At 50.6% G+C, this 26,752-nt stretch carries 29 protein-coding genes; 14 read left to right on the top strand and 15 right to left on the bottom strand.

Translation table 11 applies throughout. The annotated features are described in order from the left end of the window. Window position 1 precedes the first annotated feature (1 nt). Window positions 2–2,086: a chloride channel protein gene (locus tag BUF15_RS09025; RefSeq protein WP_073613149.1), complete on the bottom strand. Its 2,085-nt coding sequence runs from the start codon at window positions 2,084–2,086 to the stop codon at window positions 2–4. A gap of 304 nt (window positions 2,087–2,390) precedes the next feature. Then, a complete protein-coding gene (gene aroC, locus BUF15_RS09020; protein ID WP_073613148.1) occupies window positions 2,391–3,482 on the bottom strand; it encodes a chorismate synthase in 1,092 nt (363 codons plus the stop codon). Window positions 3,483–3,711: 229 nt separating this feature from the next. Here aroC and BUF15_RS09015 point away from each other — a divergent pair, with 229 nt between their 5' ends. Together BUF15_RS09015 and BUF15_RS09010 are read left to right on the top strand one after the other, a co-directional pair. Further along, a complete protein-coding gene (locus BUF15_RS09015) occupies window positions 3,712–4,065 on the top strand; it encodes a type II toxin-antitoxin system RelE family toxin (protein ID WP_073613147.1) in 354 nt (117 codons plus the stop codon). Window positions 4,066–4,244: 179 nt separating this feature from the next. Then, window positions 4,245–5,690, top strand: a complete 1,446-nt coding sequence (locus BUF15_RS09010) for a multicopper oxidase family protein (RefSeq protein ID WP_073613146.1) — start codon at window positions 4,245–4,247, stop codon at window positions 5,688–5,690. A 21-nt stretch (window positions 5,691–5,711) separates the two neighbouring features. Here BUF15_RS09010 and nudC read toward each other — a convergent pair whose 3' ends face one another. The 5 genes from nudC to phnP form a co-directional block, all read right to left on the bottom strand. Next, window positions 5,712–6,533 (bottom strand): NAD(+) diphosphatase, encoded by an 822-nt coding sequence (nudC, locus tag BUF15_RS09005; RefSeq protein WP_084553781.1) that lies wholly within the window; start codon window positions 6,531–6,533, stop codon window positions 5,712–5,714. Between the two features lie 27 nt (window positions 6,534–6,560). Further along, complete coding sequence (locus tag BUF15_RS09000; RefSeq protein ID WP_073613145.1) at window positions 6,561–6,932, bottom strand: winged helix-turn-helix transcriptional regulator; 372 nt, start codon at window positions 6,930–6,932, stop codon at window positions 6,561–6,563. A 160-nt stretch (window positions 6,933–7,092) separates the two neighbouring features. After that, the gene (dmpI, locus tag BUF15_RS08995; RefSeq protein WP_073613144.1) at window positions 7,093–7,293 is read right to left on the bottom strand and encodes a 4-oxalocrotonate tautomerase DmpI; all 201 of its coding nucleotides are present in this window, start codon (window positions 7,291–7,293) and stop codon (window positions 7,093–7,095) included. A 211-nt stretch (window positions 7,294–7,504) separates the two neighbouring features. Then, window positions 7,505–8,458 (bottom strand): histidinol-phosphatase, encoded by a 954-nt coding sequence (locus BUF15_RS08990; protein ID WP_234981144.1) that lies wholly within the window; start codon window positions 8,456–8,458, stop codon window positions 7,505–7,507. 132 nt (window positions 8,459–8,590) lie between these two features. Then, window positions 8,591–9,349: a phosphonate metabolism protein PhnP gene (phnP, locus tag BUF15_RS08985; RefSeq protein WP_073613143.1), complete on the bottom strand. Its 759-nt coding sequence runs from the start codon at window positions 9,347–9,349 to the stop codon at window positions 8,591–8,593. Between the two features lie 566 nt (window positions 9,350–9,915). On the opposite strand from phnP, the gene BUF15_RS08980 reads away from it, so the two are divergent. From BUF15_RS08980 to BUF15_RS08955, 6 genes are all read left to right on the top strand, one after another. Then, on the top strand, window positions 9,916–10,452 hold the full coding sequence (locus BUF15_RS08980) for a DUF3750 domain-containing protein (protein WP_073613142.1): 537 nt from the start codon (window positions 9,916–9,918) through the stop codon (window positions 10,450–10,452). A gap of 385 nt (window positions 10,453–10,837) precedes the next feature. After that, window positions 10,838–11,272, top strand: coding sequence for a hypothetical protein (locus tag BUF15_RS08975; RefSeq protein WP_073613141.1), 435 nt, complete (start codon window positions 10,838–10,840; stop codon window positions 11,270–11,272). Between the two features lie 129 nt (window positions 11,273–11,401). Further along, window positions 11,402–11,962: a cysteine hydrolase family protein gene (locus BUF15_RS08970; RefSeq protein WP_073613140.1), complete on the top strand. Its 561-nt coding sequence runs from the start codon at window positions 11,402–11,404 to the stop codon at window positions 11,960–11,962. 55 nt (window positions 11,963–12,017) lie between these two features. Then, window positions 12,018–12,362, top strand: coding sequence for a DsrE family protein (locus BUF15_RS08965; protein WP_073613139.1), 345 nt, complete (start codon window positions 12,018–12,020; stop codon window positions 12,360–12,362). A 69-nt stretch (window positions 12,363–12,431) separates the two neighbouring features. Continuing rightward, the gene (locus BUF15_RS08960; RefSeq protein WP_073613138.1) at window positions 12,432–12,782 is read left to right on the top strand and encodes a DHCW motif cupin fold protein; all 351 of its coding nucleotides are present in this window, start codon (window positions 12,432–12,434) and stop codon (window positions 12,780–12,782) included. Window positions 12,783–12,996: 214 nt separating this feature from the next. Next, a complete protein-coding gene (locus tag BUF15_RS08955) occupies window positions 12,997–13,611 on the top strand; it encodes an NAD(P)H-dependent oxidoreductase (RefSeq protein ID WP_073613137.1) in 615 nt (204 codons plus the stop codon). A gap of 88 nt (window positions 13,612–13,699) precedes the next feature. Here BUF15_RS08955 and minE read toward each other — a convergent pair whose 3' ends face one another. The 3 genes from minE to minC form a co-directional block, all read right to left on the bottom strand. Beyond that, the gene (gene minE / locus BUF15_RS08950; RefSeq protein ID WP_073613136.1) at window positions 13,700–13,954 is read right to left on the bottom strand and encodes a cell division topological specificity factor MinE; all 255 of its coding nucleotides are present in this window, start codon (window positions 13,952–13,954) and stop codon (window positions 13,700–13,702) included. Window position 13,955: 1 nt separating this feature from the next. Then, the gene (gene minD / locus BUF15_RS08945) at window positions 13,956–14,807 is read right to left on the bottom strand and encodes a septum site-determining protein MinD (RefSeq protein ID WP_073613135.1); all 852 of its coding nucleotides are present in this window, start codon (window positions 14,805–14,807) and stop codon (window positions 13,956–13,958) included. Window positions 14,808–14,959: 152 nt separating this feature from the next. After that, the gene (gene minC, locus BUF15_RS08940; RefSeq protein ID WP_073613134.1) at window positions 14,960–15,757 is read right to left on the bottom strand and encodes a septum site-determining protein MinC; all 798 of its coding nucleotides are present in this window, start codon (window positions 15,755–15,757) and stop codon (window positions 14,960–14,962) included. A 313-nt stretch (window positions 15,758–16,070) separates the two neighbouring features. Here minC and BUF15_RS08935 point away from each other — a divergent pair, with 313 nt between their 5' ends. Beyond that, a complete protein-coding gene (locus tag BUF15_RS08935) occupies window positions 16,071–16,574 on the top strand; it encodes a GNAT family N-acetyltransferase (protein WP_073613133.1) in 504 nt (167 codons plus the stop codon). A 29-nt stretch (window positions 16,575–16,603) separates the two neighbouring features. Here the strand turns inward: BUF15_RS08935 and BUF15_RS08930 are convergent, their stop codons facing one another. Next, complete coding sequence (locus BUF15_RS08930) at window positions 16,604–17,395, bottom strand: substrate-binding periplasmic protein (protein ID WP_073613132.1); 792 nt, start codon at window positions 17,393–17,395, stop codon at window positions 16,604–16,606. Window positions 17,396–17,598: 203 nt separating this feature from the next. Here BUF15_RS08930 and BUF15_RS08925 point away from each other — a divergent pair, with 203 nt between their 5' ends. After that, window positions 17,599–18,576, top strand: coding sequence for a hypothetical protein (locus tag BUF15_RS08925; RefSeq protein WP_073613131.1), 978 nt, complete (start codon window positions 17,599–17,601; stop codon window positions 18,574–18,576). Between the two features lie 18 nt (window positions 18,577–18,594). Here the strand turns inward: BUF15_RS08925 and BUF15_RS08920 are convergent, their stop codons facing one another. Together BUF15_RS08920 and BUF15_RS08915 are read right to left on the bottom strand one after the other, a co-directional pair. Next, window positions 18,595–19,050 (bottom strand): Lcl C-terminal domain-containing protein, encoded by a 456-nt coding sequence (locus tag BUF15_RS08920; RefSeq protein ID WP_073613130.1) that lies wholly within the window; start codon window positions 19,048–19,050, stop codon window positions 18,595–18,597. A gap of 33 nt (window positions 19,051–19,083) precedes the next feature. Next, window positions 19,084–19,587 (bottom strand): DsrE family protein, encoded by a 504-nt coding sequence (locus tag BUF15_RS08915; RefSeq protein WP_073613129.1) that lies wholly within the window; start codon window positions 19,585–19,587, stop codon window positions 19,084–19,086. A 396-nt stretch (window positions 19,588–19,983) separates the two neighbouring features. Here BUF15_RS08915 and BUF15_RS08910 point away from each other — a divergent pair, with 396 nt between their 5' ends. The 4 genes from BUF15_RS08910 (at window position 19,984) to BUF15_RS08895 (ending at window position 25,318) form a co-directional block, all read left to right on the top strand. Beyond that, window positions 19,984–21,204 (top strand): MFS transporter, encoded by a 1,221-nt coding sequence (locus BUF15_RS08910; protein ID WP_073613128.1) that lies wholly within the window; start codon window positions 19,984–19,986, stop codon window positions 21,202–21,204. 149 nt (window positions 21,205–21,353) lie between these two features. Then, a complete protein-coding gene (locus tag BUF15_RS08905) occupies window positions 21,354–22,751 on the top strand; it encodes a transglutaminase-like domain-containing protein (protein ID WP_073613127.1) in 1,398 nt (465 codons plus the stop codon). A gap of 90 nt (window positions 22,752–22,841) precedes the next feature. Beyond that, window positions 22,842–23,672 carry an ABC transporter ATP-binding protein gene (locus BUF15_RS08900; protein WP_073613126.1) on the top strand — a complete coding sequence of 277 codons (831 nt, stop codon included), beginning with the start codon at window positions 22,842–22,844 and terminating at the stop codon, window positions 23,670–23,672. Further along, the gene (locus BUF15_RS08895) at window positions 23,672–25,318 is read left to right on the top strand and encodes a putative ABC transporter permease subunit (protein ID WP_073613125.1); all 1,647 of its coding nucleotides are present in this window, start codon (window positions 23,672–23,674) and stop codon (window positions 25,316–25,318) included. The genes BUF15_RS08900 and BUF15_RS08895 overlap by 1 nt, the downstream gene beginning before the upstream one ends. A 55-nt stretch (window positions 25,319–25,373) precedes the next feature. Here BUF15_RS08895 and BUF15_RS08890 read toward each other — a convergent pair whose 3' ends face one another. Beyond that, window positions 25,374–26,042 carry an ATP-binding response regulator gene (locus tag BUF15_RS08890; RefSeq protein WP_268753176.1) on the bottom strand — a complete coding sequence of 223 codons (669 nt, stop codon included), beginning with the start codon at window positions 26,040–26,042 and terminating at the stop codon, window positions 25,374–25,376. Window positions 26,043–26,130: 88 nt separating this feature from the next. Continuing rightward, a complete protein-coding gene (locus tag BUF15_RS08885) occupies window positions 26,131–26,718 on the bottom strand; it encodes a hypothetical protein (RefSeq protein WP_073613123.1) in 588 nt (195 codons plus the stop codon). Window positions 26,719–26,752: the final 34 nt, after the last annotated feature.

Here is a 26,752-nt window from a genome sequence, read left to right as displayed (position 1 = left end):
GCTACTGTACCGGCAGCGGGCAGGTGTTGAGGATATCTTTTAAGCGCTGGATATCCTCGAACTTGCCATAGACCGTCAGCACATCGCCAGCGTTCAGCCGTGTAGAGCCGCGGGGGATGATGATTTGGCCACCGCGCTTGATGGAAACAATATTGACCGTCTGCGGCACCTGCATCTCTTTGACCATGGCGTTGTTGCAGGTATCGCCCTCCTTGAGCACAAACTCCACAAAACCGTTATCGGCGGGTTTTCGCAGATCGACCTGATCGCTGATGATCTGGCCCCGCTGTTTGCGCACTACGCCCACATCATAGGCCCTCAGAATATCACTACGGCTGATGAGTCCGCAGAGGCGGCCAGAGCTACCGCGCCGTACCACTGGCAATCGGGCAAGGTCGCGGGGGGACATCTTCTGGATTGCTACCCAGATTGGCTCATCTGGAAAGACGGTGATCGGATCTTCCACTGCCACATCAGCGACCCGCATGGTGGTTGCCGAGAAGTTTTCCTTCATCTGGGCTCGGTCGATATCCTGAAGGGTGACGATACCCCAGAGTTTACCTTCATCCTGCAACACCGGAAAGCCGTGGAGGTGGGTTTCCTGGAAGAGTGCCATGACGTCGGAAAGTGGCTGGTCCTTGTGGATGGTGACCGGCGTGGTCCGCATCACCTCGCTGACTTTTACCCCCTGCATGATATCCATGTCCCGGCCTTCAGAGAACCGCACGCCACGCTTGGCCAGTTTGATGGTATAGATCGATTCCGGATGCAGCCACTGGGCGAAAAAGCAGGCGGTGATACCGGCGATCATCAGTGGCAGGATCATGTAATAGTCGTTGCTCATTTCAAAGACGATGAGCATGGCTGTGAGTGGGGCGCGGGCGGTGGCGGAAAAAAGCGCGGCCATTCCAACCAGAGCATAAGCTCCAGGGCTGCTGGCGATACTTGGAAACAGGGTCTGGAAGACATTGCCGAGCGCGCCGCCCAGCATGGCGCCGATAAAAAGCGAGGGCGCGAAAACACCGCCCGAGTTTCCCGAGCCGAGGGTGAAGGAGGTCGCGATGGGTTTTAAGAAAATCAGCAATACCAGAATCCACAGACTGGCATGCCCCTGAATCGCTACTTCGATAAACGGGAAACCCGATCCGTACATATGTGGAATGACAGCGCCGGACCCGCCGTGGGCACCTCCGGTGATTGGTTCGGCAACACCCGGCAGGTGCATGTAGGCATATCCGAGAATGCCGAGACAGCCGGCTCCAACGGCCGGTTTCAGGATCTGCGGAAATTTCCAGTTATCAAAGAGATTTTCGCTGAAGTTCAGCATCCGAATGAACATGATGCCGATAAGGGCCGCGCACAAACCGAGAAGAAGATAGAGCAGCAGCTCGATGGGATTGTGCCAGGCATAGATCGGCACTTCAAAAGCGACCCGGCGTCCCAGGATAGTGTGACTGACAATGGAGGCGGAAACTGCGGCGATGACAACGTTACCGAAATGGCGGACCTGCAGGCCGCACATCAGAACCTCAATGGCAAAGGCCACCCCGGCGATGGGGGCGTTAAACGTGGCGGCGATACCGGCCGCGGCGCCGCAGGCTACGAGATTGCGTATTCGCTCATCAGAGAGCCGCAATATTTGACCGAGGCTAGAGCCAAGAGCGGCGCCGACCTGGACGATCGGACCTTCGCGACCGGCGGAACCACCGGTGCCGATACAGAGGGCTGATGCCAGAATCTTGGCGGCAGCCACTCTGGGGCGGATACGGCCCCCGCGCAGAATGAGCGCCTGCATAACTTCAGGGACCCCGTGTCCTTTGGCTTCCTGGGCAAAGAGAATGAGCGGGCCGACCAGCAGACCTCCGGCGATAGGGACCACGAAATAGACCCATTTGCCGAGAAATGGGACAGCATCCGCCAACGAACTGTATGAAAGCGTCTGGATGTAGTAAATCAACTTGATAAAAAGGACTGCAGCAAGACCAGTGCAGCTACCGACCAGCACGGAGAGAATGAGCAGCAGCAACCCTTCGGGAGGGGCCAGCCTGTCAAGGAAGTTACTGGGGAGATTGCGTCTGGGTGTCATGCCGTTACTGGCTCTGGGGGTTGATGTTGCCCTTTTTAGGCAAGTTACTTCAGCGCTGTCCGAGGCTCTTCAGGTGTGGTCACTATGGTAAAAGCAATAGCGATACCATCGCGCATCCGAATGGGACGCGTGTCGGTATCGCCTGTACTGACAATGCAAAAACGTTTATATGTTGCCTATTGCAGCATGCAACATCAGGATTTAGTACTGTGTTCAGGCCGTAGATTCAAGCATTTTCTCCCTCATTGTGGTCCTATGGCTGGAAAAAACGCTCTTTGGCTTACAGAGTGCTCTCACTTTGGCTTTAAAAGCTCATTGCTTTTCGTGCTTCCTGCCTGAGTGCCATATCAAGCAATACCAGCGCAGCCATTGATTCGACGATAGCCACAGCCCTTGGGACCACGCACGGGTCATGCCGGCCTTTTGCTTCCAGTAGCACGGAGTTACCGTCAAAATCGACAGTGGGCTGGGGCAGGGCAATGGTGGCCGGCGGTTTGAAGGCTATACGAAAATAAATCGGTTCGCCGTTAGAGATACCGCCCTGGATGCCGCCCGAGTTATTGGTGGCGGTGCCGAGTCCCAAATCTTTTGCGACAAAGGGATCGTTATGCTGTGAGCCGCGCAGTCGGGTGCCAGCAAAACCGGAGCCGATCTCAAAACCCTTGGTGGCCGGGATGGCCAGCATCGCCTGGGCCAGTTTGGCCTCGAGCTTTTCATAGGTGGGTTCGCCAAGACCTACGGGCACGTTACGGATAACGCAGGAGACGATACCGCCGGTGGAATCCCCTGCCTCTTTCAGTTCGGCAATCATCGCCTGCATTTTGGCAGCTGCGTTAAGGTCCGGGCAGCGGATAGGACTGGCATCGACCTGCTGTCGGGTGATCGTCAGCATATCCTGCTCTGCAGCGGTGATGTCACCTGCACTCTCCACCCAGGCGATGATCTCGACGTTGAATTTTTCCCTGAGCACCTTTTCCGCCACGGCTCCGGCTGCGACTGTCCCAATAGTTTCTCTGGCACTTGACCTGCCGCCGCCCGAAGAGGCCTTAATGCCGTATTTCATCTGGTAGGTGTAATCGGCATGGGAGGGGCGTGGGATATCAGCCATCTCACCATAATCCTGTGGACGCTGATCTTTATTGGCAACCTGCAGGGCGATGGGCGTGCCCAGTGTCCTTCCGTTCTCGGTACCGGAAATGATGGTAACCTGATCTTTTTCCTGCCGGTCGGTGGAAAAACTCGATTGACCAGGACGCCTGCGGTCAAGCTGCGGTTGAATATCCGCTTCCGTCAGTTGCAGACCGGGAGGGCAGCCGTCGATGACCACACCGACCCCCTTGCAGTGAGATTCTCCGAAGGTGCTGACTCGATACAGGGTTCCGAAGCTACTGGACATAACATTCCTTTGTGGTGTGAAGTTGGATGGATAAATGATTCAGTCAATCCGTTAACTGTTGGCACCATCGCGTAGTTTGTAAAGGTGGTGCTGCCCGAACTGTGCCAAACCTTGGGCAGACTATCTCTGGAATTGCAGGGTGGGTATTTTTTGAGTAGATAGGAGCATGAGGGCCGATACGTTTACATGTTGTTAAGATTTCAATGTAGAATACGACGGGTTGTCCGATATGGAAAATAGTAAGTTTGTGTACAGACCGATGCCGCATTTCGAAAGAAAGCTCGACGAGGTGCATCAGGCAGATCCGCCCGGCTATGTGCGCATCCAGAAAATTATCGACCGGCTTCTTGATGACCCTGCCAACGCCGATGGTAAAATGAAAGGCCTTTATCACGGCAGGTTCAAAAAATATGTCGGCCGCCGGGATTATCGGCTTATCTATTACTGGTGTCGTCTCTGCCGCAAGGAAAATGCTCGCCTGGAACAGAAATGCGATGGCTGTGATACCCTGCCTGACAATTCCGTCATCTTCTTTGACCTTTATCACAAGAGCGATAAAAAGCGGTTGAAAGAACTGGACTAATAAACTTTCCGATGAGCCAACTGTCGTAATGAGGTTGCAGCTCCTGCTTTTGCTTCGATCATTTCTTTTCTCTCCTTACAAAACCAGAACGTGCTTACATTTTTTCTGTGCTGTTATTTTCGCACGTTGGACTGACATCTCTGCCTTCAGGCAGCGGATGCAATTGATGAGGAGGAAGTATGAAGCGTCGGACGTTCCTGAAGACGAGCTGCGCCGCACTCGGCCTTGCGGTTCTGGGAGAAAACGTATTCTTACCTCAGCCGGTATTATCTGCCGGCGATTATCAGCCTTTCACTACGCCACTGCCGGTCCCGCCACTTCTTGAGAACCTGTCGACAGATCCAGGCACGGCCAGCTTTTCACTCACAGCCCAGCGGGGTAAAAGCCGATTAGTCAAAGAGTTTCTTACCCCAACCATGGGCTATAACGGCAATTATTTAGGGCCCACAATCAGGGTGCGCAACGGGCAGAAGGTACATCTCAATGTACTGAACAAGCTTGATCAGCAGACCACGCTGCACTGGCACGGGCTCCACGTTCCGGCCGAATTTGATGGCGGTCCGCGCCAGCCTATTGCACCGGGTACGAGCTGGCAGCCGAAATTCACCATCAACCAGCAAGCGGCGACGCTCTGGTACCATCCCCATGCCATGGGGTTGACTGGCGAGCATGTCTATATGGGTTTGGCAGGTCTCTTCTATATCGAAGACGAGGTTGCCGACTCGCTCGCTATCCCGAAAACATATGGGGTTGACGATTTTCCATTGATTATTCAGGATCGACGTTTTTTCCAGGATGGTACTTTGGCTTACGTGCAGTCGATGATGGATGTGATGCACGGATTGATCGGTAATATTCTTCTGGTAAACGGAACCGAGTGGCCGGTTCTGGAGGTACCTGGCGGGCTGGTTCGGCTGCGGCTCTTGAACGGCTCCAACTCAACGATCTACAGGATCGGTTTTGGTGACGGTCGCAGATTTTTACAGATCGCAACCGATGGCGGCTTTTTAGAACAGCCGGTGGGGCTGACAGAGGTGCTGCTTTCGCCGGGAGAACGTGCTGAAATCCTGGTTGATTTCAGTGGAGATACGAAGGGAAATGGTCCTGGTCTGGTAGTGGATCAGCTGCCTGGCGGACGTCACGAGGCCATGCGCTTTCAGGTGGGGCCAGCCCCATCGACCTCGTTTGCATTGCCGGAGAAACTGGTTACCCTCGACTGGCTGCAGGAAAAGGACGCCGTCCAAACCAGAACATTTTCCATGGAAACCTTTTCACAAAGCGGTCCTCTGGCCATCAACGGTAAGCATATGGACATGAATCGGATCGATGAGAAGGTAAAGCTTGGTACAACCGAGATTTGGGAAATCAGTAATTTATCGACCGGCATGATGCAGATGCCGCACTCCATGCATTTACATGACGTCCAGTTCCAGGTTCTCGATAGAAATGGCCAGCCACCCGAACCACAGGAACGCGGTCGGAAAGATACCGTACTGATTCTGCCAGGTGAAAAAGTGAGAATAATTGCTCGCTTCGAGGATTACACCGGAATCTACATGTACCATTGCCACCTGCTGGAGCATGAGGATCGGGGGATGATGGGGCAGTTTGAGGTGGTCGAGTAGCCAGTCTACGTGTTTGTGATGTCAGGAGGATGTGTTGTTGGATCCTTCAAGGAAATCATCTATCAATCTACGGGAAATTGAGATTGAGGAGGGGAGCCGTGGCATATCCAGAGGTGAGAACCAGCTTGCGTCTTCGAGTTCCCGGTTGTCCACCTCGATGATTCCGGAGGCGTAACGGGCAGTGAATCCGACCATGAGCGAGTGGGGGAAGGGCCATGGCTGGCTGCCGAAATAGCGGATATCGGTGATTTCGATCTTCACCTCTTCCCGCACTTCCCGCGCCACCGCCTGCTCAAGCGTCTCGCCTGGCTCGACAAATCCGGCAAGTACGCTATACATGCCTCTAGGGAAACGGGGCGAGCGGCCAAGAAGTATCTGGTCGTCTTTCACTACCGACATGATGACGGCAGGCGAGATACGGGGATAGGTGAAGTATCCGCAGTGTGGACATTTGCGCAGTAATTCACCCGGTTCTTCATTCATTTCAGTACCGCAGCGACCGCAAAATCGATGATCGTGTCGCCAGCGTAAAATCTGGCTGGCCCGACCGGCAATGATCCACAACTCCTCGCCGATATGGCCGTGTGCCTCCCGCAGGGTTACGCTGCTAAGGGATGTATCTGCGACTTTTTCCCGCAGTTCAAGCACCATACAGGCGTGCCCACCATAGCTGCCGATACAGCGGCTGTAGACGATATCCGTCGCGCTCACCGGTGGCGCAACCTGGCACGGGACCTGGCGTTGCTGGTCGCTTCCGGTCAGGTAGATGGCGTCATGATGCAGGATAAACCAGAGTGGAGTCGTGTCCTGGATGGATTGATCGCAGTCGTGGGTGAAGTGCATAACGGTGATGAAAATGGTTGTTACTGTTCAGTCTTTACGGGTGCGGTAGTTGTCCCAGCGTGCCGGGTCATCGTCACTTACCGATTTTGCCCAATGGATGGCCCAGTCACCGAAAGGTTTCAGCAATTGAAAGAGTTTTTCTCCCATCGCTGTCAGCTGATAGCCGTCGCTGACCAGCTCTATCAGTCCCGCTTCACGCAGATCTTTCAGCCGGCTGTTTAATATGGATGGGGAAATGGTTTCGCAGTATCCTTGTAAGGCGCGAAATGACGCTGCTCCTCTACTGAGATTCCATATGATGCCCATGGCCCATCGCCTGCCCAATAGATCGAATACTGCCATGATCGGGGCTCCAGACTGCGAGCCCCGTACCGGTTTTCCAGGACGTGGTATTGCCATGTGTTCCCTCTTCCTTTCGTCAACGCTGGGTTACTGGTGCTACTGATAGTGTAGCGCCGAAGGCAAAAAAAAGAAAGAGCAAAGGAGAGAAGCTATCCTGGCTATGTTACAGCATCACCCCGTCAGCAGAATCTCCTCTCGTGTTTGAAAAATTGCCACGCTATTGCTTCTTCAATCGTTGTTCCAGAGTCTCTCCAGCCACACCGATGGCATCGGGCGTAAGTTCGTGGATGAGGATTGTGAAGGCAGCTGCCGGAATTTTGGTAATCTCTACTGCCTGAGTAGTGAAACTCTCGACCAGTTGCTGTTTCTGTTCGCGGCTGGTTTGCCCCGTGGCCATGGTGACGGTGATAACAGGCATGATTTTCCTCCATTGGATGTTCGTGGTTGAGTTGGAAGCCTTGATGGCGCCTCGCTATGAAAAACGTAGCGCGCTACGAAAAGAATAGCAATGCAAAAATGTCATAACCATAAAAAAAGGAAGCACGCGAGGTTGTTGTCAAAAAAAAAGCGGCTCGTTTCCGTAAGGAAGAGCCGCTGCAGGTAGGGTGGGTATCGTTTTCGGGAAAATATCAATCGTAGTGTATACGTCGTGGTTTTCGCCAGTTGGTGGCAAAGCCGTATTCCTTCAAGATACTGATGGCTTTATCCATATTGATATGGATATTATCCAGCCCGTGCGAATCGTCTCCGGGTACCACTGCAATATCAAGATCCTTGGCCATCTGCAGGATGTGAGCGGTGATGTAGGGCTCGTCCGCTCCCTTCAGTAGTGAACGTATATTGAAATCCATGATCAGATTATACTTCTTAATTAATTCGAGATTGCGGATCACTTTTGCCTCAATCTCCGGTTTTCGTAACCGCTCTTTGTAGTAGGGGTCGAAAATGCGTATCAGATCAAAATGGCCGACGACTTCCGGGCGCAACAGTTCGATCATCTCATACTGCATGTCGAAATAACGGCTGTACAATTCGTCATGTCCGCCAACTGTCTCGGCCAGAAGATCATAGCGTTCCCTGGAATAATCGAAAACCATGTCGTTAACAAAATGGATTGAACCGACAATGTAATCAGGGCGGTAGCGTTCGATCAAATTTGGGATGAAGGTATCGTAGCCGCTGTATGTTTCAATTTCCATGGCGGCATAGATGTCAATCTGGTCAGCATATTTTTGCTTCAGTCTCCTGCACTCCTGCATGTAGCGATCGAAACGTTCGAGGAGTGATGCCGGGGTGAATCCGGCTTTCTGCTGATCCGGGTAGAGCAGTTCCATAGTGATACCGGGAACATGCTCGGTGATGCCAACCCAGGGAAAACCATGACTGATATATGATTGAATGATCTCTTCAAGTGTGTCTTTGGCGTGATAACAGAACTGGCCTGAATGCCCGCCATGAACCGATACATACTGCGCTGTACTCATTACTTCCTGGCCCTTGCTGGTGTGAGTTATGTTTCCATCCCAGCAGTTGTTGCCCATAAAGTCGATCGGGCAGGCAGCCGGAAGGGAATGGTGAGACATGAAGATGGGGTGAACTGGTTCTGCTATTTACCAAAACCGTAAAGAATGTACAAGCAGGGTTTTTGATATTGGTGAATAGGGCATGTGATTACAAGTATTTGAATAACTGCTGAAAACGTAGCCGGTGACCTGCTAAACTCTCATATTCAACCCATCTGATGCCAAATGTAATCCCTGTGGCAGAAGAAATCCACTGGTGGAAAACCAGAAATCGAGATCGTGGCTTATATGGGTAAGGTAGGTTGATTCAGGGCCTATTGCATGGTGCAGTGCAATCGCCGAGTCGATGTCGTTATGGTTGGGATGAGGGTGTTCAAGTGGTGGAAAGGTACAATCAAGAACCATGGTTGATGGTAGCCATTTTTTGAGGAAATTGATGGTGTCACCGGGCAAGCCGCTGGTGTCGGAGAGCCAGGCAAGGCGTGAATTGCCGTATTTCAGGGCATAACCAAGAGACGGCTTGGAGTGATTGAGCGGCAGTGGCGTGATTTCAATATCGGTAAGTTGTTGGCTGATAAATGGCTGCAAGGTGTGAGAGAAATCAAATATGCCCGGATGTTGTAACAGATCAGCACATCCTTTGGGATAATCAGGGCCGTAGACAGGAATTGGCTTGCAGGACGAGCCCCAGCGCATAGGGAAAAGCCCATAGACATGGTCGATGTGGTAGTGACTTAAGAGGATCAGGTCGATGGCATTTCGGGAAAAGCGATCACCGAGGTCTGGTGCTCCTGCGTCTATCAGCAGTCGCGTTGTCTCAGTGGTGAGGTAGGCGCAGCAGGAGCTGCGTCTTTTCTGTGGGTTGGTTCTGCTTTCTGCGCAAATGGGACATGTACAATTGTAGACCGGTACACCGGCGCAATCGCCTGTGCCGATGAAGGTGAGTTGCATGGGGTTTCATTCTCCATGGTCATTGACTCTCTGGGTGAATAACAAATATGATGTTTTCTTCAGTAATATTTCAGTGCGAGTGTTCGAGTTTCGATGATAGAAAGATAGTGTCGAGATTGGCAAGCTACAATGTTTTAGAAATGGTGAGTTGAAAGGTACTATATCCTAACGCAACTACCCTGAAAAGTGTAAAAGCCCTTCAAGGTTTTCCCGAAAATATTGGTTTTAGTTATCTACCCTCGTACATATCGTAGAAAATATGTACGAAGTAGAAAAGATGTGGCTACAGCCAAAATGCCACAGGATAGTTAGAAGTGCTTATTGGAATGACAAGACGGCAATATGCTGTTAGGGGTGAGGGTATGATGCATTGTGGCACACTTCAAGGCGGGTAAGTTGTGAAGACTTCTGGAAATGTCTAGTAAAGGAGTATGTTGAGAAAATATCTAAGCGGCGAGTTACTCTCGTTCATGAGGGTTGGCAAGGCAAGGGCGCCGGCTTTAAAGTAGCATGAACGATGTAATAATATTGTATAATGCAAATATATTAAAATACATAGATCAACAATGTCTCTGAAATCATTGCTGGCAATCACCATAACCGGATTGTTGATAACAGGTTGCGGTCTGAATAACGACTGGAAGACAGCAAGGCGTGACTCCGCAGGAATCGCGCCAGACCCATCTCGTACCCATGAAGCAATAGTCCAGGTATATGGTGCAGACGCTTGGGGCTGGCGCGGCTGGTTTGCTATTCATACATGGATAGCTGCCAAACGGTCGGGCGAAGACTTTTACACCGTTTATGATGTGGTTGGCTGGCGCAGTTCCCGCAACGAACCTGTCATGAGAGTGGCCCGGGATATACCAGATCGTTACTGGTATGGAGAGAAACCGAAGGTTCTAAAAGACATCCAAGGTGCAGAGGCTGACCAATTGATCAATGCTATCGATCAGGCAGCCAGAGATTATCCGTGGAAAACAACCTATAAAGTATTCCCCGGACCTAACAGCAACACTTTTGTCGCGTGGATTGCAAAACAGGTCCCAGAACTCGAGTTAGAACTCCCTTTCTCCGCCATAGGGAGCGGTTATGTGAAATAATCTTTTTTGATTCCACCTCATTCTCAGCCTGATAAGGTTAGGTGAGAGGTGAGAGGTGAGAGGTGAGAGGTGAGAGGCGTGACATATTGGGGAGTAGTCACCAAACAGAATTTCTTCTACTTTCATATTGTTGGAACGAGCACTCTCATTTCATGCAGGCGTTCCTCACTTCTCTCTCCTTACCCCATACGTCATGAAGCTGAACTTCGGGGTAATCAGACAATCTTTTACAGTTGAGCCTCTTCTGAAATCCTCATGATGTAAGAGGCTCAGGTTATAGAGAACGATGCTGGCCTGAGTGGGCCGCGATTGGACTTTCCAGAAGGGGAAATGTTTAACGCAGCTTGATACTTACCCCATCACCATATACTTATGAGCTTACCAAATGAATGCTCTTAATCAGCTTAGGGCCGTGCTTATTTTCATAGCTCTCTTCCATCTTGCTTTTGGTTTTGGGCTCATGTTTTCAATTGATTTTCAAAAAGCCGCTATTGCTCATTATGGAGGCACCCTCGATTGGAACACTACGAATATCTATTTTATTAGAATAATAGGGTCTTTTGCATTCGTTCTCGGCTATCTTGCCTGGATGGCTTCTCGCGATCCGATGAGGCATAAGGTAATTATTATTGGTTTTATCGAGTTCTTCATCTTAAGGAACATTAGCCGTCATCTTTTTGCAGATGAGCTTTATACCGCACTCAATGTAAGCCAGATGATGAATGTTATGACTTCAGTATTCTTTGGACTGCAAGCCTTGCTGCTCACATATCTTTTGTGGCGCACCTCCAGAAAAGGATCAAATGTAAATCGAGAGTAAAGAAAAATATAAATAGGTATTCTGGCATTCTTTGGTAATGAGTACATTTATTCATTCCATTACCTAACAAAGAATCATCTTCTCAGCGGGTGTCTCTCTTTTTCGTCATTTATTTTTTAAAGGAATATCATGAAATCCGCAGTCATTGTCATAGATCTTCAAGTTGGTTTGTTTGATAAGCCTGGGAAACCGTATGAGTATGAAAATACGATTGAAAGGATTAACAGACTTACAGCCCGCGCAAGAAAGAACCGGGTACCAGTAGTATTTGTTCAGCATGAACAGGCTGAAGGGACATTGAAATATAATAGTCCTGGTTGGGTTCTGGTACGAGAGCTTACAAGCGACCCTTTAGACTATAGGGTACGAAAAACAACGCCAAATTCATTTTTAAGAACCAACTTGCAGGAACTTCTTGAGCGGGAAGGGGTTAACAACTTAATAGTCTGCGGTTATGCCACTGAATATTGTGTCGATTCGACAGTTCGGGCCGCTGCTGCACTCGGTTACTCGGTTCAGATTGTTGCAGATGGACACACGACTCATGACAAAAATCATGCTCCTGCAGAACTCATCCGGAAACATCACAATGAAACGCTATCAAGCATTAAGAGCTTTGGCGTGGTTATACAGGCTATAAGGGCCGACGAGATAATTAAACATATGGAACAGGCAGGGCCTGCTGATTGACTGAGGGTGTCGGTTGACCAGACGAACTGTCAGGAAATACATAAAAGGGATACAAATGAAAGATAAAACAGATCTTTATATACTGTGGACAAATGATAATTTCATCACTTCAGAGAAAATGGTCTTCATGTATGGCATCAACGCCAAACGACATAAATGGTGGGAAAATGTCACGATCATTGTCTGGGGAGCAACTGCCAAGCTGGTGAGTGAAAATCTCGAAATCCAGCAACTGATCCAGGAAGCGAAGCTGGAGGGTGTTCATCTCACAGCGTGCAAGGCATGTGCAAATCAGCTTGGGGTTACCGCGGCTTTAGAAAAGCTGGATATTGAAGTTATCTATTGGGGCGAGCCCCTGACGAGAATTTTGAAAGATGACGAGAAACTTATAACGATTTGAATAAGGGGCAGGCTTAGACAGAGGTGTCTGCCATGCACCAGTTGATACGACCTCAAAGGATTAAAAATTATGCACAATAAAAACATCCCGTTTCAAACCATTGATTGGTCGAAAATACCAAAGACTGAACATAAAGGCGAAACAGGCGTTGCCCACTGGCAAACTGTACAATTCGATGGTCTTCGCCTCAGAATAGTTGAATATTCGGAGGACTACAGGGCTGATCACTGGTGTGAGAAAGGACACATTGTTCATTGTCTGGAAGGGGAAGTCGTTAATGAACAAAAAGATGGTACGTATTCCATTTTGACGCCCGGTATGTCGTATGTCGTTTCAGATGAGTTGAGCTCTCATCGTTCAGTTACAAAAACTGGGGTGAAACTCATGATCATCGACGGAGAATTTCTTCGGCTCAAATAAAAACATGACACTCTCGTTTGCCGGTGTTGGGAAAGCGATAAGTTCACCAAACAGGCCAATGGAGCGGACCTGCGATCCGCATCGCTTATGTTGGCAGTTTCATCAGCTGAAAAAGAACATCTCCACATAGCCTATGCACGATTTCTCTTGCCGCATGCGGTTGAATTTTGGTGGTAAGTATAACGTGAATAAAAAGGAGGAATACGAGTAACTCATGAAAGTATCCGTCATTCTTGCGCATCCCGATCCTGCAAGTTTCAATCATGCTATCGCTCAAGCCACCATTACTGCCCTGAAGAAAGGTGGTTTAGAGGTCATGTACCATGATTTATACCAGGAACGATTCGATGCTATTCTGCCGTCTGGAGAAATTCCCAAAGACGTGGTGCTTCCACCGGAAATTGCAGCGCATTGTCAGGAGGCGTCAGAAGCCGACGGCTTCGTCATTATTCATCCGAACTGGTGGGGAATGCCGCCTGCCATTTTAACGGGCTGGGTGGATAGGGTAATGCGGCCGGGTATTGCGTATGAATTTCTGGAAGGTGATACGGGGGAGGGCGTGCCGAACGGTTTATTAAAGGCAAAAAGTGTCATTGTCTTCAACACCTCGAACACCGAAACCGAGCGCGAACGAACCGTTTTCCTGGATCCACTTGAGACTATTTGGAAAAATTGCATTTTCGACCTGTGCGGAGTACGTCATTTCCATCGAAGAATGTTCAATGTCATCGTAACGAGCACGAGGGAACAACGGGAAAATTGGCTGAAAGAAGTGGAAGAAACTGTAGCCTCTATTTTTAATGAAACCTGCATGCAACACAACAGGTAACGATGAAATACTTGCTGTAATGCTGTAATGAAGGCAGGAAAGCATATGGCTTGTGCTTTCCTGCCGAATTCCTCGCGGCCGAAGATACTTATGAATCCGAAGATAACGAGATATTCAATTCAAGAACTTCGGAGTCGCCTTTTCGGTCGACCGACAACTTGATCTGATTTTCATTGATTGGGATGTATTTTCGCACGACTCCCAGAATGTCCTGCTGGAGCTGCGGCAGAAAATCAGGGGTCGAGGGACGCCGCCGTTCATGAGAGACGATAATCTGGAGGCGTTCTTTGGCTATCGACGCGGAGCTTTTCCGTTTAAAGCGGAACAGATCAAAAAAACTCATGTTATCGGCCTCCAAATAAGCGGGAAAAAATGCCTTTTCTGGGGACATCCATAAACCGGAATGGTTTATCCTCACCGAGGAATCGGTCGACGATATCGAAATAGGCCTCGTGGGCATCACCTTCATCGGCCAGAGTCACCGGTATCCCTGAGTTGGAGGCGGCAAGAACCGACTTCGACTCAGGCACGACACCCAGAAATGGGATGGCGAGGATTTCATTGACATCGCCGGCACTTAGCATATCGCCTTTGGTAACCCTGAGGGGATCATAACGGGTGATGATCAGGTGTTCCTTGACCGGCGGCAGGTTCTGCTCGGCCCGGCGGGTTTTACTGGCCAGCATGCCAATGATGCGATCCGAGTCACGTACCGAGGAAATCTCCGGATTAGTCACTACCAGAGCCTCGTCGGCGAAATACATTGCGGTCATGGCTCCCTTTTCAATACCGGCAGGTGAGTCGCAGATGATATATTCGAAGTTTTTCCGCAAAGCGGCAATGACTTCACCGACACCTTCGATCGACAGGGCATCATTATCCCTAGTCTGGGAGGCGGGCAGGATATAGAGGTTGCCGACGCGTTTATCCTTGATCAGGGCCTGGTTCAGGGAGCCTTCGCCATGGATGACATTCAAGAGGTCGTAAACCACTCTGCGCTCGCAGCCCATGATGAGGTCGAGGTTGCGCAGACCGACATCGAAATCGATAACAACCGTCTTGTATCCCCGCACTGCGAGTGCGGATGCAAAAGCTGCGCTGGTAGTCGTTTTACCCACCCCGCCTTTACCGGAGGTGACGACGACCACTTTGGCCTGTGTCTGTTCCGTGTGTTCGTGAAGAAGTTTCTCAGTCATATTGTTAGAAAAAATGAAAAATGTGGAGTTAGTAGAGGTTTGAAAATGTGCGTGGCTCGCACCGGGGATCGACCGGCCCTATCGGGGAGTCGTCTGTTTCTTCAGCGGATAACAGATCGGCAGATCTGGCTGATTATTTTTTTGAATTTCGTTTACGGAGCAGGCGTAAACGATCCAGTGACATCAAACTGCAAACCTTTGCTCCCTAGAGACACGAGTACGCATTGATTAATGCAGGACGGGGCCAGCGATTCGTTCACCAGATATTCACCGGCGATGGCCACCAGTTCCGGGTTGCACTGCAGGCTGAAGATCCGGGCCGTCGCATCACCGTTGATGCCGGCCATGGCCCGACCTCTCAGAGCGCCGTAGACATGGATGTTGCCTGCGGCGAGAAGCTCCGCTCCGGCATTGACCGAAGAGAGGATGACCAAATCCCCTTCTGGAGCAAATACCTGCTGCCCGGAACGAACCGGCTGGGTTATCACCTTGGTCGGGATTGCGGAAGATGTTTGCTGAGGTGCATTGGCAACGAGCTTTGCCTCTTCCGCTTCCTGCGTTGTATCCTGAATGGTTGAAGGCTGGCTTTCTGTCGCGGCAACCGACCTTTCCGCCTTGACAGCCGGCAGCAAGCCGAGCCCCGCATGCAGGATCCTTTCATTTTGCGAACGAGCACTGCCGCGAACACCGACAGGAACGACCCCCATCCCACGCAGGGTCGAAGCAAGTTCTGTAAAATCAAGAGCCAACTGCTCTGCTTCGCCGAGGTCACTCAGGTCAATGAGTACCGGGGCGTTCCGAAAGAAGGCCTGGGCCTTGCCGATTTTCTGTTCGAGCTGCGGATAAAGCCGACCGGCGTCGGTTGCTTTCAGATGCAACACGATGACGGTCATGATGCTGCCCTTGAGTTCAAGGACCGGTGTGTCAAATGTGGTATTGATCGAATTCATATACTCGTGTCGACTCGGGGAGAGGGAAACATAAAGCAGCGACATATACCAAGTCGTCCGGTCCAATTCAATGACAAAATTGAGCGCATACCTGTTGAATGTCGGGGATTCGATGATTTACTTTTTTGCTGACATCGTGACTTGTCGGGAGTCATGTCCGACCTGATTTTCTGCTCTTTGGGCTTCAGCTTCCGGAGCTGGTGCTGACCGTTTTCGGCAGGTTAACTATGATCCAGTTGCACGAGATGGAAGCGACGTGTAGAGTATTTGCCTTTGGCTTTTAAAAACTACATACCGGATATTGTAGAGACATATGGAACTTTCTAATTACACCCTGCGCCCCCCTCGGCTCACAGATCTCGATCGCTGTTTTGAAATCGAGACGGTCTCCTATGACGGGGATGAAGCTGCAACCAGAGAAAAAATACAAACCCGTATTGAGACCTATCCAGAGGGGTTTTGGGTACTTGAGGTTGATAAGCGCATTGTTGGTTTTATCAATTCCGGCTGCACCGATAAGGTGGAAATGACGGACGAGTCGTTCAAGGAACTTGTCGGACATGATCCGGACGGCAGGCACAACGTCATTATGTCGCTGGTTGTTCGCCCGGAGTATCAGGGACAGGGATTTGCCTCAATTCTTATGGCGCGTCATGTACGACGGATGAAAGAGCTCAACAAATCATCCATTCAGCTCATGTGCAAAAAACAGCATGTGGCCATCTATCAGCGGTTTGGTTTCAGTTATGTGAAAGCGTCAGCATCGGATCATGGTGGTATGAGCTGGCATGAGATGGTCATGGAGTTGACTGAGTAATGTTTTTTCTAGTCTGTTAAGACTCAAAACTATTTAATAGGAATATCATGGTGTTCAAAGCCATGTCGTTTTATTATTGCAGCCAGGGTTCCGTCTGCCGTGATCTGGGCAAGCCCCTGATTAAATGCCGAAAGCTTTTCCTGGTAATCGGCGGCCTGTTTGGAAAACGCGACATAGAGCAGTTTATTCTCTAAGGGTGGTACCATGAATTCAAGTTCCGCTGCAAATTCCGGGAATTTATCCGTGATAAGGTGCTCGGCGACGAACTTATCAATGAACATGAAATCGATACGTCTATTATACAGCTTTTTGATGTTAATTTCGTCACTGAACCCTTCATCTTTCTTGAGAAAATCAGCTGCGTCAAATTCTGCGGTGTTGATATAGCCACGGACGACGCCGAATCGGTAGGCTGCTAAACCGCGGAGTGCTTCTGTCTGGTTTGTTTGCGGATCTACAGAGTAGGTGGCGGCGGTGTCCTTTCGCTTATAAAGTCCGACCGGTCCGCCAGGGAATGGGTCGGAAAAAACAAAACTCTTTTTTCGGCCCTCGTCGTAATACTCCGGAAAAATGCCATCCACCTCTCCATATTCAGCTGTTCTGACAGCTCTTGCCCAGGGATAGAAAATGATCTCGGTGGTATAACCGGAGCGTTTGAAGGCTTCGATGACAATTTCTGTAACATAGCCGTTGTTTTTTATGTTTTGGCCGACATACGGTTCCCAGTCCAGGGTCGCAAAGTGTACCGTTTTTTCCGCAGCCATGGTAGTGTTTATGGCCATAAGAAAAGCCAGCAGGATAAGTACACCTTTAAATTTCATGAGTTGCCTCTTTTCAGATGAAAACGAGATAGATCTTGCATTTCAGTTTCTGACACATTTTTCAACTTTATAATAATCCAGTTGGGATCAGAACGCGTTTAGGCGTCAACGGTTATGTTTTTAAATGAACGTTGTCTTGACAGCAAGAAATACATGACCTTGAAAGTAGAAATCTAAAGTGTGCCCACCCAGAAGGAACCGACATGGCGATAACACGGTATCTCCCTCTCCTTGGCTTGGTGTTGTGTGTCCTTTCGGCATGCGCTACACCGCCCGTTCATCTGACTCCTGAAAATTCCCTCGCCTACAACGTGAGCGGTGAAGGCCGACTCGCTGACAATGCGCCGCTGTTTGTCGTTGAAAACCCTGCACATGACTATAACCGTATTGGCTCACCGATCATTGAGGATGTGGGTGATGGTAGCCGCATTGTTTCCATTAACCCCGATACCCCACAAATATTTGCTGAAGAGCGGAGCTGGGCGGGCCAGAGAGGCAGGTACACCAATCTTGTCTATCGTGTACATTTCTCCGAAATTCCCTCTTCAATTCTGCCATTTTATCTTACTGCGGGGAAAAATGTCGGCCTCCTGGTCATCGTCACTCTCGATGAACGAAACCAGCCGGTTCTTGTTACCAGTCTTCACACCTGCGGCTGTTATCTCGCCATTATTCCCACCTCTTTTCTCGATCCTGCAGCTTTGCCGGAAGGTTGGAACAGTAAAGAGCAATATGTCTATGGGGAAACGCTACCTGGAATACTGACTTATGATGGTGATCCTACACTTGCAAAACTCCATATTTGGTTGCGGGATGGTGTGCACCGGGTGATGGCTATCCGACTGGAGGATGCGGCGGGAGGAATACGCTACCCCCAGGTAACGGTAACACTGCATCCGAAAGAATCCCTCGTGCGTCTGCCATTTGCCGATGGTGAGACGTTTTCTTTTTTTGAAACAGATGGCCCACGGAAAGATTATGTACACGGCAGTCAGAAGATCTGGGAGCGGCTGCTCATCAGTTGGTGGGCCTTTGACTGGCGGGTGGGAGAGGATAAGCGCCTAGGCAGAAATACAGATGACGGCCCCGTATTCTACACTAGTCTCAAACCCTGGGCCCGTGCGGCTTCGGACCTTCGTGACTTTCCGGCGTTTCTCAAGTATTGGGGCTGGAGCTTATAGAGCCTTATGCTTGCGGGGTTATGGTCGTACAGCTCGGATATAGCCGGCATTGCCCCGAAAGAAACTTCGGGTCGGTTCGCATTGATCGCCAATTTCCCAGGCTCCGACATAGATGGTGTCAGCCTCGTCCTGCAACCAGTATTTACCTTCCAGTCGAATTTTCACTTTACCGTTCTCTTTGAGGTCAAACAGGGAAAAGAGACTGTAGAGTTCTTCCTTGGTTGGCAATCGCCATCCCGTATCTCCATTCGTGTTCAGTTTCTGCAGATAGTGTTGAACCTCCTCCACATCTTTCATTCTACTGGAACGGTTCATCTGCCAGTCTTTTTTACTCCGATTATCGTGAAAGATCGAATCGGACACCGGAACCAGCGAGGATTCCATTGCTGACACACGGATTGCACTTCCCGTCAGGATCAGCACAGCGACCAGGAACAGGGCCGCCCGGCTTTGTATTTTACTTTTGTTGTACATTGTTATGCCTCGTTGCTGACAAGAGCCACTGTGTTAATGGATGGGAATAAGTGCGTAGCCTTTCATTTGATAACCGGTAAGGGAAATGAAGGTGTTGCCCACTACCTTGATCTCCGGCAGGATGGTGCTGTTGTCGACCTTAAAGAGTTCGGTCGCAACCGAGCAGGCTTCGAGGCGGACGTCGAGGGCTTTCAGTTCCTGCAAGAGCACAGCAGCTTGTTTCAGGATTTTCTCATCTTCTTCCGAATAGGACCAGGTTTCACTGTTGATTAGCAGGACAGAAGGGCCGCGAAAGGCAATGACCATATCGGGTTTCTGGCCCTGGCGAACAAGACCGTCGTAAGTTCTTTTAATAACGCGCAGGTAAAATTCCAGCTTTTCTGGCTCACTGACGCTGACGTCAAAAAGCGTCTTGGTCTCTTTGACCCCGGCAAGCGAGTCGCTATCATCTATAGTTGCCGCTAAGGTTGGACCACTCGCACAAAAGAAAGCAGTTATTATAAGGACAATGATTATCGCTGGTACACGTGACTTCATGATATCCTCCTTGCCCCGGACAAGGGGGGCCCGGCATCGTTGTACAAAAGAAATATACGTCGAGGAAATTCAGCAGTCTCAATCCACAGAATTTAGGGAAACGGTTCGGCTGCTGGTTTTTTAAACAAAGGGTGGCAGCCGCAGCAGAAGGAGTTGTTCACTTTGCGCGATTTTCTCCACCACTTATGTTTGATAAGCACGAAAGGGCCTGCGAGATAGGGCTTTTTTCCATGAGGAGTGAGAGGGAAAACTGCTGCTCAACAAGGTATCAGATGAGAAAAAATGAAAGGATGCATATCTTTTCGGCTGTGCACAGGGGTTTGAGTTTGGCTGCGACATATCATTTTCAATGTCGATCTAAACAGCCGAGATGACTTTTTCACGAGATCATCATAAATGACAGTTACAAAGATACATCAACCTGGGCTGCCAGAGAGCGGTAAAGAAGGTTTTCGCACTTTGCCGAAAGGCGTCTGGGTGTTGGGCTTTGTCTCAATGCTTATGGATATTTCTTCTGAGCTTATTCATAGCCTTCTGCCAATTTTCATGGTCACAACCCTCGGGGCGTCTGTTTCTGCATTGGGCTTTATTGAAGGTATTGCCGAAGCGACGGCTGCGATCACCAAGATTTTTTCTGGAGCCATCAGTGACTATTTTGGCAGACGAAAGATGTTGGCAGTTGCCGGTTATACGCTTGGCGCGATGAGCAAACCGCTATTCCCGTTGGCGACAACGATCGGCTGGGTATTCATTGCGCGCTTTATCGATCGTATCGGCAAAGGTATTCGCGGTGCACCCCGTGATGCCCTTGTCGCCGATATCTCTCCGCCTCGACTCTGGGGTGCGGCATATGGTCTCAGGCAGGCGCTTGATTCGGTGGGGGCGTTTGTTGGGCCGCTTCTCGCGCTGGTGCTGATGATAGTGCTGGCAGGTAATATACACGCAGTTATGTGGGTGGCGGTAGTGCCTGGGTTCCTGGCGGTGGTGCTTTTAATGACCATGGTTCATGAGACCGGCTCTGCCGGTGTTGCCGCCGACCAGAGAAAACCACTTGTTCTGGCGGATGCCAAACGGTTGCCCCTTCGTTTCTGGCTGGTTGTCATTTTCGGGGCAGTTTTTGCTCTGGCTCGATTCAGTGAGGCGTTTCTGATTCTTCGTGGGCAAGATGTCGGGCTGGCGATTGGTTATGTCCCGGCGATTATGATAGTAATGAATGTTGTCTATTCTGTCTGCGCCTATCCGGCGGGAGCGGCTGCCGACGAGTTGAAGCCGCGGACGCTGCTGCTAATGGGAATTGGGGTTTTGATTGTTGCCGACATGGTTCTGGCAATGGCAGCCTCACCTTGGTTGGTTTTTATCGGGGCCGCGATCTGGGGGCTGCATATGGCACTCACCCAAGGGTTATTTGCCAAACTTGTTGCAGAAACGGCGCCTCTTGAGTTGCGAGGAACGGCTTTCGGCTTTTTTCATCTGGTGAGCGGCGGAGCGATTTTGCTGGCGAGTGGTATTGCCGGGACCTTGTGGCAGTCTTTTGGTGCTTCGGCGACGTTTTTGGCCGGGGCAACGTTCGCTGCGGTGGCGGCTTTGGGATTGCTTGTAATTTATCGTAAGCCCTGAAAGTGAGAACTGGCTTGTCTGGGGGATTGCCTTGTCTGAACTGTGAGGCTGTTATATTCTTTTAGGAGTGCGGTGATTTGGCAGTACATATGGCAGAGCGCAGCTTTACGTATCCATCATCATTGAGAATACCCAGAGCTACATTGATAATGAACTTTTTTTCTCATAAAAAAGCATTCTGGTTCCGCTCCACAGTCATCCTGGTTTGGTTGGTGTTCCTCGGCCTGCTCATCCAGCGCGAGTTCTTTGTCACCACTGTAACGCCAGGTGAGCAGCAATTGCTTGAGCAGGCTGCCCGGGAAGAGTATCAGGGGATCTATTTTCGCGACCAGAAGATCGGCTATGTGATAAATCAGTATCAGCCTGGTGAGGGGAAGACCATCCAGATCGATCAGAAAGCGCATATGAACCTCAATGTTGCGGAGACCATGCACAAGATCGACCTCCATCTGCAAGCGGTGCTGAATGCAGATTCCACCTTGGAGAGCTTCATTTTCGATTTTGAATCACCGTTTTACCGAATGTCGGCGAGCGGTGCGGTGAATGGAAAAATGGTGGATTTTAATCTCACCACCGGCAGCAATACCATCACCGACAGTTTGCCGGTGACCGGACCGCCCATAGTCCCCACCGCCCGGCGCGGTTATCTGCTGACAGAAGGGTTGGCCAAAGGCGACCGGCTCAAGGTGCCCTGGTTTGACCCTGTGAGTCTGACTGCCAAGGACTCAGTGGTGGAATACTGGGGGCGTGACCGGGTGCAGATCGGTGGACGGGTTTATAACCTTCATAAATTCACGGAAAACTATGGTGGTGCCCGGGTAAGCCTGTGGCTTAGCGATGAGGGTGATGTGATGAAGGAAGAATCGCCTGCCGGATTTGTCTTTATCAAGGAGCCGAAGTTCAAGGCGCTGAATGTGAGCGAAACCGGTGATGAGCTGCTGGCTTCAGTGGCGGTGCAGGTAACCGGGACGATGCCGGTACTTGAGGGGCGAACACAGATGCGCTATCGCCTGCAATTGCCTGAGGATGGGGAATTCGATTTGAACGATGGACGGCAACACTACAACGGCGATATCCTGACCATCGAACAGGAAGTGGAGCCGGAGAATGCGATCGCCGATAGCGAGAACGCGTGTGACGATCTCGGCGACAGCCTTGCTGCGACACCCTATATCCAGGCGGATTCTGCGAAAATTGCTGAGCTTGTGGCGAAGGTGATTGCCCTGGGTGACAGCCGCCTTAAGCGCATCCAGAAACTGGCAGACTGGGTCTACAATAATTTGGAAAAACGACCGGTGCTGGGCATTCCCGACGCCCTGACCACCCTTGATAATCTACGGGGGGATTGCAATGAACATGCGGCGCTTTTCGCGGCCCTGGCAAGAAACGCAGGAATCCCCACCCGGATTGCCGCTGGGGTGATGTTCCATCAAGGCGCGTTTTACTATCACGCCTGGAATGAGGTCTGCGTTGGCGGACGATGGCTGTCCCTTGATACCACCACCAACCAGTTTCCGGCCGATCTCAGTCATATCAAATTTGTCTAGGGTGAGCTGGGTGAGCAGGTCCGCATCGGAGCGCTGCTGGGCCGGCTGACCATAGAACCGCTTGGTGATGAAGAAAAGGGTGCAGAGTAGATGACAGCCATAAACGACCATATGCTGGAGCTGAGAGATCTTACCAAGAGTTTCGGGACTTTTCATGCTGTCGACGGGGTGAGTCTTACGTTGGGCAAAGGAGAGATCTATGGTTTCCTCGGTCCGAATGGGGCAGGCAAGACCACAACTATCAAGATGATGGCGGGACTTCTGCTACCCACCAGCGGCGAGATGCTGATTGGCGGCTTCAATATGGTGAAGGAGCCGATCCGGTGTAAGGCTATCACCGGCTATATCCCCGACCGGCCATTTCTCTATGAAAAACTGACCGGCGATGAGTATTTGCGCTTTATCAGCAGTCTCTATCCTGGCGATGGCGCATGGCCGCTGCCGGAGGCGGCTGATGATTATCTTGAGCTTTTCGATCTGACCGAGTGGCGGCATCACCTGATCGAGGGGTATTCCCACGGCATGCGCCAGAAACTGATCATGACCTCGGTGCTGATGCTTGACCAGCCACTGATCATTGTCGATGAGCCGATGGTAGGGCTGGACCCGAAAAGTGCACGCATAGTTAAAGAATTGTTCAAGAAAAAAGCGGAGGAAGGGACCTCGATCTTTCTTTCCACCCATTCCATGGAGATTGCCGAGGAGCTATGTGATCGCATCGCTATTCTGGTAAATGGCAAGATTCGCGCCACCGGTACTGTTGAGGAATTGCGAGCGCTGGCAAAAGCGGGAAGCGGTCATCTTGAAGATATCTTTTTAGAGTTGACCGGTGCTTTTGAACTGCAGGAGGTGATCAAGGCTCTCAGGACCGGGCCACGCGGTGTAGTCACCGGTAATAAACAGCCCGGAGGACCGGCCTGATGCTGCCCCGTCTGCTGCAGCCCTGGTTCAGAACCAGTGCCAACCGGCTTTTTCCGGGCAAACGGTTCGGCATCAATTCCCTACTGATTCTTCTCTTGGGTCTTGGAGTCTGCGTTACCATCTATCTGGTGACCCATAAGGTGCTGAATTATTTTCACAGCCAGAATGAGCTGGGTGTTATTTTGAGTCTTAAGATCTTCCAGATGGCCTGGATCACCATCTTTGCCATGTTGATCTTTTCGTCGATGGTGGCTTCGGTCTCAACCCTCTATCTTTCCCACGACAACGAAATTCTACTCGCTGCTCCGCTTCCACCGCGGGAAATTTTCTTCATGCGTTACATCACCACCAGTATCAACACCTCCTGGATGATTCTGGTCTTTACCTTGCCGGTTTTTGGTGCCTATGGTTCGATCTTTTCTGCAGGACCCCTATTCTGGCCGCTGCTGGCAGTGGCCGTTCCAACAGCAGCCGCCATCGCTTCGGGCTTTGCCATGCTGCTTACCGTAGCCATCGTCTACCTTTTTCCGGCAAAGCGCACCAAGGATATTGTGCTCTATCTCTCGCTCTGTTTTGGAATCTTTCTCTATCTGGTCTTTCGGATGATGCGGCCGGAGGATCTGGTAAATCCAGATAAGTATTCGGAGTTTATCGACTACTTCTCGGCTATATCCACCCCGGTCGGTCCATGGCTGCCAGCTGGATGGGCAGCCAATATGCTCTCCGTTTACCTTTTGGACGGCAGGGTTGACTGGTTGATGCTTGGGCTGTTGGTCACGACACCGCTGGTACTCTTTTTTGTGGGTGAGATGGTGATGGAAAAGCTTTTTATCACCGGTTTTTCCAAGTCACAGGAGTCGTTTGGCGGCCATATGGCATTTCGACCAGTGCGCCGTTTTCATTCCACCGCCGCTTGGATCTTTCGAAAGGAGGGGAAACATTTTTTGCGTGATTCCTCGGAATGGTCGCAGTTCTTTATGATCGGTGCCCTGGTGGTGGTCTATCTCTACAACTTCAAGGTACTGCCACTCGATCGTTCGCCAATGCCGACCCAGTATATCAGTAATCTGATAGCTTTCGCTAATATCGGGTTGTCGGGCTTTCTGGCGGCATCGCTGGCCACCCGTTTTGTCTACCCGTCGATCAGCAACGAGCGAGGGGCTTTTTATCTCATCCGCACCGGGCCGTTGTCGCTCGGTCGCTATCTCCTGTACAAATACCTTTTCTACTTCCCACCCTTTACTTTTCTCACCCTGATTCTGGTGCTGGTATCCAACTCGATGCTGCAGATAACGGGGCCGATGTACTGGATATCACTCTTTACGGAGCTGCTCACCACCTGGACATGTCTTGGTCTGGCGCTTGGTTTCGGCCTGTATTTTGCCGATTTCAAAACCGAAAACCGCAATGCCACCATGGAGCCGGGGGCCATTCTCTTTCTGTTCTGCGCTGTGCTCTATCAGTTTGTGGTGATTCTCTCCGGCTTATGGCCGGCGTTTCGCTTGACGCGCCGCTGGCTGCGGCATGGTGGAATGGCTACCCTCGACCTCAGTTTCATTCTGGGATGGGCAGTCGGCATGGTGATACTCTCACTGCTTCTGGTGTTGCTGCTGTGCTGCTGGGCAATTCGCAAAACGGAAAAATGAGCTTTTTACGAATCGAGTGCTGAAGCACCCAAAAGAAATGAAAGCTTGGAGTTTGCTACCTGGCAGGAAGCCAGCGCCCGAGTATTTCCTTCAGCTGATTATCACTAAAAGGTTTGCTGAGGTAATCGTTCATCCTCGCCTCCAGGCAGCGTTCTCTTTCCCCGGCGATGGCATGGGCAGTGAGAGCAATGATCGGGACAGGGGGGCGGTTCCGTTCTGCTTCAAGCCTACGTATCTCTTGGGTGGCCTGATTGCCGTCAAGAAGAGGCAGTTGACAGTCCATCAGGATCGCATCGAATTGTTCCCTTGCTGTGGCAGCGTCGGCCTGTGCTCCATCGATTGCTATCTGTGGTCTGCAGCCCAATTTCTGTAACATGCCTTTTGCCACAATCTGATTGGTCTCATTATCTTCGACCACTAAAATCCTGGCTCCCTTTGGCAGGTCAGCAGGAGGGGCTGCAATTTCCATTTCAATATTTTCCGGCGGATTTCCTGTGCGACCAAACCAGGCGTTAAAACGGAAGGTTGAACCTCTGCCGGGGGTACTCTCCACGCTCATCTCACCGCCCATAAGAGAAACCAGCTGTCTGGAAATGGTGAGGCCAAGGCCTGTCCCGCCAACTTTTCGGCTCATGTGATGGTCTGTCTGGGCGAAGGGCTTTGGAGAAGCTCTGTCAGTGTCGCCGTATGGCCGGCAAAAGCTTTGTGATTGAGTCTGTTGCAGATAAGGTGGCCTGAAGGGGTCATAAAAAAGAGATTGCCTTTCAGGTTGCTGGAAAGCCGGTCCAGAGCAGCGTTCAGAAATTCAATATTTATCGTGATAACAAGAAATCCCGCAGTTCTGGCGGATGCAGCTTTTCAACTGCGCCTTCGTTGACAAGCATCATCTTTCTGCTCAGAAGATACGAGAGCTCCTGAGTGTTAGGGCTCAGGGAAAACGTAGAATAAAGCTCTCCCGCCTCTTTGCTCGCTTGTATGAAAAAACTGCTTCCTGCTTCGTTTTCTTTGGCGTTGGGGATAGCGGTGGTGGTGACACGACAGTCCTCGGACCCGTCGGGTAACAGGATGCGGAATTCGCAATAATCAGGATAGGCCTGCTGGTAACTTTGGATGAGGCTGATGACCGACGGCAGAAAAATGGAGTATCGCTCCCAGCTGTCGTCGATGGTGAGATACTTTTGCAGGAGTTTTGAGCCGGCAAAGAGGTTGGAGTTCGCTTCGACGGTACCGCGGGTGCGGGTAATCTGGTCGCTCATCTGGTCGAGCAGGTTGGCGCGCTCGCTGAGTACCGAATCGCTGACGGTATCTTCCACCTGTACGAAAAAGACTAACCCCAGCAAGAGCAGGGGCAGAACCGCCATCGGCAGACAGATAAATATGATTTTGTTACTGATATTCATTAGATTTTTCCGCCGGTAACTTCGGCGAAAATAG

The organism is Desulfopila aestuarii DSM 18488 (assembly GCF_900143695.1).
In the GTDB taxonomy this organism is placed as follows: Bacteria; Desulfobacterota; Desulfobulbia; order Desulfobulbales; family Desulfocapsaceae; genus Desulfopila; species Desulfopila aestuarii.
Note: the sequence above shows the minus strand (reverse complement) of the source record. Positions and strands in the feature narration are given on the sequence as shown.